This is a genomic window from Jingyaoa shaoxingensis, assembly GCF_014385005.1.
Taxonomy (GTDB): domain Bacteria; phylum Bacillota; class Clostridia; order Lachnospirales; family Lachnospiraceae; genus Marvinbryantia; species Marvinbryantia shaoxingensis.
Genome location: NZ_JACRSZ010000015.1, coordinates 31,868 through 44,408 on the forward strand (window position 1 = coordinate 31,868; position 12,541 = coordinate 44,408).

The window sequence follows — 12,541 nt, forward strand, 5'->3', positions numbered from 1 at the left end:
ATTCTTTTTTATTTTGAATGTCCGCAAAATCCGTCCTACATCACTGGGGCAGGGAGCCGGAAGTATCGGCGTCGTATTTATCGGAGCTATGGTGATCGCCTGTCTCCTGAATATGACCACGGTGGCATCCCTTTCAGAATTAAATGCACTGATGCCAAATACCACAGGCGGTCTGGCCCAATACACACTGGCCTGTCTCGGACCATTCCCCACACTGATTTCCATGGTGGGTGGATATCTGATCTGCAACATCATGTCATCCGGCGTGGAAGCATCCATTTTTTCTTACGCCATGGCATCAACGATTCATCTTCCGATTTCCAGTATTCTGTATACACTGGCTATGACCATTGTGGTAATGATTGCGAATCTGTACGGTGTGGATATGTTTGCAAAGATCCAGGATCTGGTAGCATTTCTTCTGGTAGGTTCTATGCTGATTATGGGAATCATCGGAATGTTTGGATTGGGAACCGGTGCGATGGTGCAGCAGCCATACAGTATGGCTGCAGACTGGAAAGAAGTGGTATCCATGGTGGCAGTGGCATTCTGGCTGTTCATCGGAGCAGAATATGTCATTCCGGTATCCAGAAATGTGAAAAATGCGAAACGCAATGTACCACTTGGTATGATGATAGGTCTGGCACTGATCTGTCTGGTGCAGTCCATCATGGTGCTTGGTTTTCATAATTATACACCATGGGGTGAACTGGAAGCTTCTGCAGCACCACACTTGCTGTATGGAGAGAATCTGTTAGGTTCAACCGGTAAGATCTGGATGACATTTGTAGCGGCGCTGGCAGTAGTCAGTACCCAGAATTCCACCGTCAACGGACTGGCAGGAATCTGTCAGGGCATGGCAAAAATGAATATGATGCCAAGAATCTTTGCAAAGACCAATAAGCATGGCGTGCCATTCTTCGGAGTGATTTTTGTCAGCGTTTTCATTTTCGTATTTGCAGCACTCAGCGATGGATCTTCCGAAGCAATATCCTTCCTGATTCTGGTAGGCTCCGTGTTCTGGATGATCTCATACATCTTTGCGCATTTGGATGTACTGATCCTGCGTCATCGCCTGCCAAAGGCACCGCGCTCCTTCAAAGTACCGTGTGGACCGCTGTTCCCGTGCATCGGCATTGCGGGCACTGTATACATGATCCTGAACATCTCAACCGATCCGACAGAACGCATGATGATCTGGCTGGTCACCGGTATCACCTTCCTGGTGCTGGGCATCTATTCCTTCTTCTGGATCCGCATCAAGATGAAAATGCCGGTATTCAAAAGCGTGCCGATTCAGAAAGTGATGGCAATGGAAAACAGCATGTATTATACTATCCGTAAACGCAGGGGACTGTGGAGATAAACAGGAGGATAAATCATGCAGGCATTTACACAATATACACCAACCAGAATTGTATTTGGAAAGGACACAGAACATCAGGCAGGAAGCCTGGCAAAGCAGATGGGAGCCACAAGAGTATTTGTCATATATGGCGGAGGAAGCGTAGTCAGGAGCGGGCTGCTGGAACGCGTAACCACATCGCTTTCAGAAGCAGGACTTGAATGGATGGCAGCAGGCGGTGTGAAACCGAATCCGCGTCTGTCATTTGCAAGAGAATGCGTGGAAAAATCAAAGGAATTCGGAACAGATTTTGTGCTTGCCATTGGCGGAGGCAGTGTAATTGATACAGGAAAGGCTATTGCACACGGAACTGCGAATCCGGATACTGATATCTGGGATTTCTGGACAGGAAAGCAGAAAGTAACCAGATCCCTGCCGGTGGGAGTGGTGTTGACACTGTCGGCAGCAGGAAGTGAAACCAGTGACTCAGCAGTGCTGACTGATGAAGAAACTCATGAAAAACGTGGAATGGCGACGGATTTTAACAGACCGGCATTTGCAATTATGAATCCGGAACTGACCTTCACTTTGCCAAAATATCAGGTGGGATGTGGAATTGTAGATATCTGTATGCACACACTGGATCGCTATTTTACAAAATCAGAACACAATGAACTGACGGATGAGATTGCAGAAGGATTGCTTCGCACGGTAATCCGTAATGGAAAGATAGCCATAAAAGATGCCCATAATTATGATGCCATGAGTGAACTGATGTGGGCAGGAAGTCTGTCTCATAATGGTCTGACAGGGCTGGGCGCACAGAAAGACTTTGCTGTGCATCAGCTGGGACATGAATTAAGCTCCAGATTCGACCTGGCACATGGAGCCAGCCTTTCCGCAGTATGGGAATCCTGGGCGTTGTATGTATACCAGGAAAAACCGGAGCGATTCGCCCAGTATGCCAGAAGGGTATGGAATGTAAAAGAAGATGACACAGAAAAAGCTGCATTAGAAGGAATCCGGCAGACCGTAGATTACTTCAAGTCACTGGATATGCCAACTTGCTTTGGGGAAGCAGAGGGAGTCGGAGTACAGAGTGACGAGACCCTTCATGCCATGGCACATAGCTGCACCTATGGTGGCGTCAGGACAATAGGATCCTTCCATGTGTGCGATGAAGAGGATATCTATAAGATTTATAAAATGGCGAATAAGAATTGCAAATTTTCAGACAGATAATTGCGCTAAACCATCCGTAAGGATGGTTTTTTTGTGCAAAAATACAAATTTTTGTGTTCTTAGTTTGTATAATATTTACTTCGAAAGTGAATTGACAAACACACTGTATAATTGTATGATGAGTATACATCATACAATTATGAAAACGTGTTGGAGGTTGAAATATGGACTATGCAAAAGAATCCTTGCGCTTGCATAAAGAGTGGAAGGGAAAAATTGAAGTGATTTCCAGAGTGCCTGTAGCATCAAAGGAGGACTTATCTCTGGCTTATACCCCAGGTGTAGCACAGGCGTGTCTCGAAATACAGAAGAATATTGACGAAAGTTATGAACTGACCAGACGACATAATATGTGTCTTGTTGTGACAGATGGAAGCGCTGTATTAGGATTAGGAGACATTGGTCCGGAAGCAGGTATGCCGGTAATGGAAGGAAAATGTGTATTATTTAAAGCTTTTGGTGATGTAGACGCATTTCCTCTGTGTGTAAAGACGAAAGATGTAGATGAATTTGTCAATACAGTATATTTAATATCAGGCAGCTTTGGCGGTGTGAATCTGGAAGATATTTCAGCACCGAGATGTTTTGAAATTGAAAAAAAACTGAAAGAAAAGTGCGATATTCCTATTTTCCATGATGATCAGCATGGAACTGCAGTAATCACTCTGGCAGGACTGACAAATGCATTAAAGGTAGTCGGAAAGAAAAAAGAGAATGTTCGTATTGTTATTAATGGTGCCGGCGCGGCTGCCATTTCGATTACCAGATTGCTTTTATCCGACGGATTTCAGGATATTACGCTTTGTGACAGAAAAGGCGCTATTTATGAAGGCCGCGAGGAAGGTATGAATGCGATTAAAAATGAAATGGCATTAAGGACAAACAAGGATAAGCGAAAAGGCGCCTTAAAAGATGTTATAGCGGGTGCAGATGTATTTATCGGAGTCAGCGCGCCTGGAATGGTGACCACAGAGATGGTAAAAACAATGAATAAAGATTCGATTATTTTTGCCTGCGCCAATCCGACACCGGAAATATTCCCAGATGATGCGAAAGCAGGAGGAGCAAAGGTTTGTTCTACGGGAAGAAGTGATTATCCAAATCAGATTAATAATGTTCTTGCTTTTCCTGGTATATTCAGAGGTGCTTTTGATGTACGGGCAAGTGATATCAATGATGAAATGAAAATTGCAGCGGCAAGAGCTCTTGCCGGATTGATTTCTGATGAAGAACTGAATGAGGATTATATTATACCAAAGGCGTTTGACCCACGTGTTGGAAAGACAGTGGCAGCAGCCGTAGCTGAGGCTGCCAGAAGAACAGGAGTAGCAAGAATCTGATGAGCGGAAATCTGATGTTTGAGCTGCAGCTTACGATGTTTATTATGCTGGCAATTGGATTTTTCTGTGCAAAACGAGGCATGTTTACGAAAGAAGGCAGAGAATGCCTGGTCAGTATTTTTATTAATGTGATGATTCCATGCAGTGTTGTTTCCGCATTTTATAAAAATATGACGCAGGATCTTCTTGGAAAAGGCGGTTTGATGGTTTTGGCATTTACAGCAGACCTGACTTTTTGCTGGTTAATCGGAAAAGTCCTGTATATAAAAATCCGGTCAGATGAACAGGGAATTCTGAAATATGCAACAATTATCAGTAATGCGCAGTTTATGGGTTTTCCAATCATTCAGGCAATATTTGGACAGGAAGGTTTGATGCTGGCATCTATGGCAATGATTCCGTCTACAATTTTTACCTGGACAGTGGCCTTGGCTCAGTTTACATCAATGGATGGAAAAAAGGGAATAAAAAGCGTTCTGAAGCATCCTTGTTTTCTTGCAGTAGTTGCAGGGATTCTGCTTGGAGCACTGAAGATTCCGCTGCCTTCATGTATGGTAGATGTTCTGGATCGTATGGGAAACTGTGTAATGCCGATAGCAATGCTTATTATAGGTTCTATCCTGGCAGGAGTTAAGGCCAGAAGTATTTTAGACTGGAAATTATATTATTTCAGTGCTATCCGGTTAATAGGAATTCCGGCTGTCATGTATTTGTTTTTTACAGCGGTAAAATTAGATCCATTGGTGCGCAATGTACTCGTTGTAATGGCTGGTACGCCGGCCGGAACGATTACGGCGATGCTTGCGGAAGAACATGGGGCTAATGCAGAATTTGCTTCCCAGCTTATTCTTGTTTCAACGTTACTTAGTATGATTACCTTGCCAATTTTGTATACATTGTTGCAGTTGTAGAAAAGATCTGGCGATTGAATTTGTGAGCTTTTATTAAGTAGAAATGAGGTAGAAAAGATTATGGCATATAGAAAAATGAATTATGAGAAACTGAGAGAATTGTCCAAACTGGTTTTTATGAAATATGGCTATTCAGAAGAAGATGCAGAGACCATTACAGATGTTTTATTGAAAGCAGATTTGATGGGGATAGAGTCTCATGGTGTACAGAGAATGACTTTGTATCCATTCGGAATCAGTATTGGAAGAATTAAAGTAGACGCAAAACCGGAAATTGTAAGAGAAACACCATTGAGTGCGGTTATTGATGCTCATGATGGAATGGGACAGATCGCAGGCGTGAAAGCTATGAAACTGGCTATCGAAAAAGCAAAACAGCATGGCATGGGCTTTACAGTCGTAAGAAATTCGAATCATTATGGAATAGCAGGATATTACTCTCTGATGGCAGCCGAAGAGGGACTTGTAGGTATGTCTATGACGAATACACAGGCATTGGTAGTTCCTACATTTGGTCAGAAACCAATACTTGGCACAAATCCTATTGCATTTACAGTTCCGGCAAAACCGTATCCATTCCATCTGGATATGTCTACAAGTGTAGTAACAGCAGGAAAGATGGAAGTTTATGCAAAAAACAAAAAACCTTGCCCGGAAGGCTGGCTGGTGGATGAAAACGGCGCTGTAAACACAGATGCAGGTGTTTTTGTGGCAAATCGTGGCACTGGTCGTGGCGGTCTGCTTCCGATTGGCGGTGCAGGTGAGCTCCACAGCGGTCATAAAGGATATGGTATGTCTATGTTAGTGGAAATTATGACAGGCATTTTTGCAGGAGGTGTGACCAGTTCAGGTGTTCGTGTGGTGAAAGAAAAGGAATTATGTTGTCATATGTTCTGGGCAATAGATCCTGCAATGTTTAATGAAGATAAAGAAGAAATTTTTAAGCATCTTTCTGAATTCCTTCAGATGATTCGTGATTCCGATAAAGCAGAGGGACACGATCGTATTTACACACATGGTGAAAAAGAATTTGAAAACATGGAAAAGGTGAAAAAGGAAGGTGTATCTGTTAATGATGCAACCTATGATGAAATAACAAAACTCAGTGAGAAACTGGGAATCTGCGCTGCTGACTATTTGGTGGAAGTGTAGCTGTTAAAATGTAAGTGACCCTTTGAAACGGGACTGATCTGAATACTGAGATGAAGTTCGAAAGTATTCGGATCAGTCCCTTTCTGTTTGCGTACAGATTTGGTATATATCTGGAAAGTAGAAAAAACAAAGTCATATTTGTGCAAAAGTTCCAAAAAAGAAAAATACTTAAAATAATTATTGACTAATTTTAATATAACTGTTAAAGTATGTTCATGGGTAGGACATCATACAATAACACAATAACACAATAATACAATGTATAGCGAAAGGGGTATGAAAATGAAATTAAGAAAAAGTGTGATCGCAACTCTTGTATCAGCAACAATGTTAGCAGTAGGGCTGGGCGCTTCAGCACAGGCAGATGACAATGTAGTAAAAATTGCATTTACAGATGCACCGACACTTAAAGTTGGTGATATGGAGATTTATCACCCATCCTATGCAGCAATGTTAGCATTCAAAGGGGCATTTGAGAAAAGCACAAATGGAGAGTACAGCGTTGAATTATATCCAAATGGAACACTCGGTGATGCTGCTTCGACTATGGAACAGATGTTAATCGGAACTCTTCAGGGAAGCACACCGGCTGATGGCGCACTTTCCGCATTTGCACCGGACATTCAGGCATTTACGGTTCCATATTTGTTCTCTGAAGTAACGGTAGCCTATGATGTGTTGGATGGTGAATTTTGCCAGAATTTATTTAATGATATTGCAGAAGAAACCGGAATACGAGTAATCGCATCATATGACAACGGTGGATTCAGACACTTTACAAACAGCAAGAAAGAAATCAAAACAGCAGCGGATATGGAAGGATTAAATATTCGTGTTATGGACAGCCCGGTATATTTGAAACTGATAGAGTCTCTTGGCGCATCTGCTACACCGGTTGCTTTCCTTGAACTGTACAGCGCCTTACAGACTGGTGTGGTAGACGGACAGGAAAACTCAGCAGTTACTACACTTGGTGCATCCTTGAATGAAGTTCAGAAATATTGCACACTGGATGGTCATCTTCTTGGACTTGCATTTTTGACAGTCAGTGAGAGCTGGTATCAGAGCCTTGATGCAGAGACACAGAAAAAAGTTCTTATTGCAGGAGAAGAAGCTTCTATCGCAGCACGCGGCACCTGTCGTTATGCAGAATCAATAGCAATCAATACTTTGTCAGAAGAAGGCGTGCAGGTTTATTCACCTACAGCAGAAGAGCTGGAAACATTTAAAGTATCACAGGAACCGGTTATTGAGTATCTGAAAACTGAAATTGATCCAGAAGTAGTAGATGGATTGTTAGGAGCTGTTGAGGAAGAAGAGATAAAAGCAGGTCTCAAGTAAAAGGAAACCTGAAGGATATATATTAACAGGCGAGAATAAAATCTGCGGATGATCTGTCTGGATGATCCGCAGAATTATTTTTTCAGAGTGGAGGGATAAACGTGGAGGTCATAAAAAAAATCAGTTCTGCAATTGATAAAGCGATAACGGTTATCTGCATTATCTTAATGGCAGCAATGACAGTGATAGTTTTAATTCAGGTATCGACGAGATTCTTACCTGTAAGAAATCCAAATTGGACAGAAGAATTGTCCAGATATTTGATGATTTACATAGCATACCTTGGAGCAAGTACGGGAATTAAAGAATGGTCGAATGTTGGGGTTGACTTTATTATCACACGGCTTCCGGGGATCGGCAGATATATTTTGAATATAATTATTCGATTGGCAATTCTGGTATTTTGGTGTCTGGCATTATATTTATCTATGCAGGTATTTCCGAAGACCGGTCTTTTCCAGAAAAGTGCATCCATGGGATTCCCTCTTTTATATGCACAGTGCTCCATTATTATTGGATCCTGCTTATGCATTATTCAGGGAATTTGTCAGATTATCACATATATAGCGGGAGGTGTTAAAAATGCTTGAATTTGGTATTGCAACCGTTTTACTGATTGGAACCATTTTAATTGGTTTTCCCATAGCATTTTCGATTGGTATTACAACAGTGATCTACATTTTGATGACGAATCCGGCCAATATTTCAGCAATTCCGATTCGTATGTTCTCAGGTATTAATTCATTTACATTGATGGCATTACCGCTGTTTATGCTGGCAGCTGAGATTATGATCCGGACAGGGATTTCTTCAAAACTTTTTGACTTTGTGCGTATTACCCGATTTGGAAAAAAGAGAGGCGGACTGGCCTATGTAAATATTCTGGTAAGTACAATTTTTGGAAGTATATCAGGTGCAGCTCTTTCAGATATTGCAGGGCTTGGTGCAGTAGAACTTCAGGCTATGGACGAAGACGGTTATGACAAAGGATTTTCCTGTGCTGTAACAGCAGCTTCTTCTATTCAGAGTCCGCTGATTCCACCGAGTAATGTAGCCATTCTTTATGCAGGAACAATGGCATTATCCGTTGGTGCAGTGCTGTACGCAGGTCTGATTCCGGGACTGTTGCTTGCTTTTGGTGAAATGGCATATGTGAAGCTGAATTCCAAAAAATTCCCTATGCATGAAAAAGAATATACAAAAGAAGAAAAGAAAGATATCCGTAAGCGTGGTCTGATCGCTATGGGAATGCCACTGATTATTCTGATTGGCATTACAGCAGGGATTGTAACCCCGACAGAAGCGGCAGCAGTAGCAGTTTTGTATGCACTGATCGTAGGTATCTTTGTATTTCATAATCTGACACTTGAGATGGTCATCAGTTCTTTAAAAGCAGCTGGAAAGACCACTGCGAACTTGTTTATTATTACTTCTTTATCTGCAGTATTTGCATGGGCAATTGGTGTAGAAAACATACCGGCACAGCTCACAGCATTTATGATGTCTGTAACGGAAAGTAAATATGTGATGCTGTTAATTATTAACCTGATTTTCCTGATTGTAGGAATGTGGATGGAGACATCAGCTGCGATTCTTCTGTTTGTCCCGATTCTGGCACCTATGGTAACTTCTATGGGAGTACATCCGGTGCATTTCGCAGTGATTGTAATTGTGAATTTAACGGTTGGACTGATTACACCACCTGTAGGTGTAGTATTGTATGCAGTTGCAAATGTAGGAAAAGAGAAGTTCGAGACTGTAGTAAAATCCACAATGCCGTTCATACTTATGGGCTTCGCATTGGTAGTGATACTGACTTTTGTACCGGAATTATGCCTGTTCCTGCCACGTATCATGGGATTCCTGTAAACCATACAAGAGAGGTACTGAAAAATGATTTTTGATAAGCTGTTAGAGGAAACAAGAATTCCTAAAATGGTAAAAGTAAAGTATCACATTCAGCGTGGAGAGGTGAGTGCCAGTCAGATTCCGGGTATTATCAGAGAATCACTGGAAAGTCAGCATCTCCTGGATCGGATTGAGGAAGGAAAAACGGTTGCACTGACTTGCGGAAGCAGGGAAATCTGTAATATTGATATTATTCTTCGCAGTGTGATCGAATTGCTGAAAGAAAAAGGGGCAGAACCGTTTATTTTTCCTGCAATGGGAAGTCACGGCGGGGCTAATGCAGAAGGGCAGAAAGAGATTCTGGCAGGTTATGGTGTTACAGAAGAAACCATGGGCGTACCTGTGAAAGCTTCTATGGATACGGTAATTCTTGGAAAGAGTCCAAAGGGGCTGGAGGTTCATTTTGATAAGTATGCGGATGAGGCAGATTATGTAATCCCGATTGGAAGAGTGAAACCACATACAGATTTCAGAGGGAAAATAGAGAGTGGCCTGATGAAGATGCTGACGATCGGCTGTGGAAAACAGCATGGTGCCAACATATGCCATACGCTGGGATTCCCTATGATGGCGGAAAATGTAACAGAGATCGCCAGAGTAATTTTGGAAAAGAAACAGATTCCATTTGGTATTGCCATTGTAGAGGATGCCTTTCATGGCACCTACAAGATACAGGCAATTGCAGGTGAAAAGATAGAAGAAGAGGAAGAAAAACTGCTGATCCAGGCGAAAGCGCTGGTTCCGGGCATTCCTTTTGATAAAGTGGATGTTCTGGTACTGGATGAGATCGGAAAAGACGTGAGTGGAGCAGGAATGGATCCGAATGTTACGGGACGTTCCAGTATGCTTGGGCGTTGGAAACCATTTATTGAGCGTATTGTAGTGTTGGATCTTACAGAAAAATCGCATCATAACGGATGTGGAATTGGAGGAGCAGATATTACGACTCAGAGATTTTTTGAAAAAATGGATTTTGTGACCTCCTATCCAAATGGAATTACCAGTCATGATCCTTGCAGTATGAGAATTCCGCCTGTAATGCCTAATGATGAATGTGCAGTTAAGATGGCTTTGCAGACCTGTATGGATAATGACAGAACTATGGATTACAGAATGGTTTGGATGAAGAATACACTTCATGTAGAGTCTTTCTGGATTTCTGAATCATTAGTGGAGGAGGCAAAAAAGAATCCTTCTCTGTCGATAGAGAGTGAGCCTGAAGAGACTCCGTTTAACGAGAATGGAAATGTCATTTGGCTGAAGGAACCTGTTCAGACATACGGTGTACATGAGAATCAAAAAAGATGAGAAATATTAGTTTTTAGTATTGACGAAAAAGAAACAATATTGTATGATTATAACACATCATACAATCATACAAAACATAAGGAGAGGAAAAGGAGGCAATTAAGAATGGCAAAAAAAATTGCGGGAATTATCCCGCCAATTGTTACTCCGTTTGATCCGGATGGTTCAATTAATCTGAAATTGGCAGAGAAAGAAATGAAGATTTGTCTGGACGCAGGAGTGCATGGTATCAGTGTTGGAGGCAGTACAGGAGAAGGACCTACACTTCGGGATGAAGAACTGGTAGAACTGATCGGTGTTGCAAAGAAACTTCTGAAAGAAGAACAGAGTCTGGTATGTGGTGTTATGCGGACCTGTACAAGAGATGCGGTACGTGCCGGACTGGCAGCAAAAGAGGCTGGAGCAGATGCCATCATGGTAACACCACCGGCATATAACGTATTAGTTCCGAATGAACAGGGAATGTTCGATTATTACAGCACCATATCAAAAGAAGTGCAGCTTCCGATTATTATTTACAACGTAATTCCTCAGAATACCATTCTTCCTGGACTGTTTAAACGTCTGGTAGACGAAACCGAGTATGTACGAGGTGTAAAGCAAAGCGTGGGAAGTGTTCCTGCATTGTATGCAATGAAAATGGCAGTTGGTGATAAAGGCGATGTTTATGCTGCTACAGATGATATGCTGTATACCTGCTATGAACTGGGAGCAAGCGGTGCGATTTCCGCAATTCTTTCCGTATTCCCGAAAGAATGTGTAGACATGTTCAACTATCAGCAAAATGGCGAAAAGGAAAAAGCTTTTGCAATACAAAATGCTTTATATAACAAATGGCAGTGTCTTGGCGGCAACCAGTTCCCAATTCGTTTGAAATATGCGTTAGAAGTTCTTGGACGCGAGCCGGGGCTTTGCAGAAGTCCGATTACTTACCTGCCTGACGACGAGAAGGCAAAGATCAGAGCAGCATTTATGGAATAAAGTTTTTACAAAAAAAATTATATATATAAGCGGAGGGTTAAAAAAATGACTTTTAAAGAAAAATACGGACAGATTCTGTTACCATTAATTACACCATATGGTGAAAATGAAGAAGTAAATTATGACACATATGAAGAACTGATCAACTATCTGGCAAAAGAAGATCTTTGTGATACCTTTATCGTAACAGGTACTACCGGTGAAGCATCTCTCCTTACATTTGATGAAAGAGTAAAACTGATGCAGACCGCAGTTAAAGCAGCAGCTGGTAAAAAACCGGTAATCGCCGGTACAGGATGTGCATCTACCAAAGAGACCATTGCACTTACAAAAGAAGCTGCAAAGCTTGGAATTGAAGTGTGCATGATCGTAGTTCCATTTTATAACAAACCAACCCAGGAAGGTATCTACAGACATTACAAAGCAATTGCAGAGGCTTGCCCTGATACCAAAATTCTTCTTTACAATATCCCAATTTTCGTAGGTGTAAACCTGGAACCGGAAACAGTTGCAAGACTGGCAGCGATCGACAATATCATTGGTATCAAAGATGAAGCCGGAATTAATCCTACACAGGTTACAGATTTCTTCCTTGCAACCAAGGATGTAGATCCTGATTTCGTTATTTTCAATGGTGATGATATTATGTTACTGCCTACGATCGTTCAGGGTGCTATGGGACTGGTAAGTGGTGGCGCTCACATTTTCGGACATGAAATCCGTGAGATTTTCAAGGCATTTGAAAATGGAGAAAATGAGAAAGCAAAAGAGTTATTTGTTCCGATTTACAGAGTGTGCAAATCAACCGGCCAGAATGGAAGAATTCTTCCGAACTCAATTCTCAGACCGGCAATTGAACTGGTAACAGGAATTAAACTTGGAGCAGCAAGAAGTCCTCTTGCACCGGCTACAGAGGAAGAAATGGCAGTAACTACTGCAATTCTGAAAGAGATCGGAAAACTTTAAGCAACCATTGAAGAATAATTTGCAATAAGCGAAAAATGTTGTGAGAA

11 protein-coding genes are annotated in these 12,541 nt (G+C 41.9%); all 11 read left to right on the top strand.

The window, feature by feature from the left end; genetic code table 11:
* The first annotated feature begins 13 nt into the window (after nt 1-13).
* Complete coding sequence (locus H8716_RS13415; protein WP_408610895.1) at nt 14-1,366, top strand: APC family permease; 1,353 nt, start codon at nt 14-16, stop codon at nt 1,364-1,366.
* A gap of 15 nt (nt 1,367-1,381) precedes the next feature.
* On the top strand, nt 1,382-2,587 hold the full coding sequence (locus tag H8716_RS13420) for an iron-containing alcohol dehydrogenase (RefSeq protein WP_249309546.1): 1,206 nt from the start codon (nt 1,382-1,384) through the stop codon (nt 2,585-2,587).
* Between the two features lie 164 nt (nt 2,588-2,751).
* Nucleotides 2,752-3,927, top strand: coding sequence for an NAD(P)-dependent malic enzyme (locus H8716_RS13425; RefSeq protein WP_249309548.1), 1,176 nt, complete (start codon nt 2,752-2,754; stop codon nt 3,925-3,927).
* Nucleotides 3,927-4,838 (top strand): AEC family transporter, encoded by a 912-nt coding sequence (locus H8716_RS13430; RefSeq protein ID WP_249309550.1) that lies wholly within the window; start codon nt 3,927-3,929, stop codon nt 4,836-4,838. Before H8716_RS13425 ends, H8716_RS13430 begins: the two co-directional genes overlap by 1 nt.
* 60 nt (nt 4,839-4,898) lie before the next feature.
* Entirely contained in the window at nt 4,899-5,990 is a 1,092-nt protein-coding gene (locus H8716_RS13435; RefSeq protein ID WP_249309552.1) for an Ldh family oxidoreductase, read from the top strand.
* 282 nt (nt 5,991-6,272) lie between these two features.
* Nucleotides 6,273-7,331 (top strand): TRAP transporter substrate-binding protein DctP, encoded by a 1,059-nt coding sequence (gene dctP / locus H8716_RS13440; RefSeq protein ID WP_249309554.1) that lies wholly within the window; start codon nt 6,273-6,275, stop codon nt 7,329-7,331.
* A gap of 101 nt (nt 7,332-7,432) precedes the next feature.
* The gene (locus tag H8716_RS13445; protein ID WP_249309556.1) at nt 7,433-7,921 is read left to right on the top strand and encodes a TRAP transporter small permease; all 489 of its coding nucleotides are present in this window, start codon (nt 7,433-7,435) and stop codon (nt 7,919-7,921) included.
* The gene (locus tag H8716_RS13450; RefSeq protein WP_249309557.1) at nt 7,914-9,200 is read left to right on the top strand and encodes a TRAP transporter large permease; all 1,287 of its coding nucleotides are present in this window, start codon (nt 7,914-7,916) and stop codon (nt 9,198-9,200) included. The genes H8716_RS13445 and H8716_RS13450 overlap by 8 nt, the downstream gene beginning before the upstream one ends.
* 24 nt (nt 9,201-9,224) lie before the next feature.
* On the top strand, nt 9,225-10,547 hold the full coding sequence (locus H8716_RS13455; protein ID WP_249309559.1) for a nickel pincer cofactor-dependent isomerase, group 22: 1,323 nt from the start codon (nt 9,225-9,227) through the stop codon (nt 10,545-10,547).
* 105 nt (nt 10,548-10,652) lie between these two features.
* A complete protein-coding gene (locus tag H8716_RS13460; protein ID WP_249309561.1) occupies nt 10,653-11,528 on the top strand; it encodes a dihydrodipicolinate synthase family protein in 876 nt (291 codons plus the stop codon).
* Between the two features lie 45 nt (nt 11,529-11,573).
* Complete coding sequence (gene dapA, locus H8716_RS13465; protein ID WP_249309563.1) at nt 11,574-12,494, top strand: 4-hydroxy-tetrahydrodipicolinate synthase; 921 nt, start codon at nt 11,574-11,576, stop codon at nt 12,492-12,494.
* The last annotated feature ends 47 nt before the right edge of the window (nt 12,495-12,541 follow it).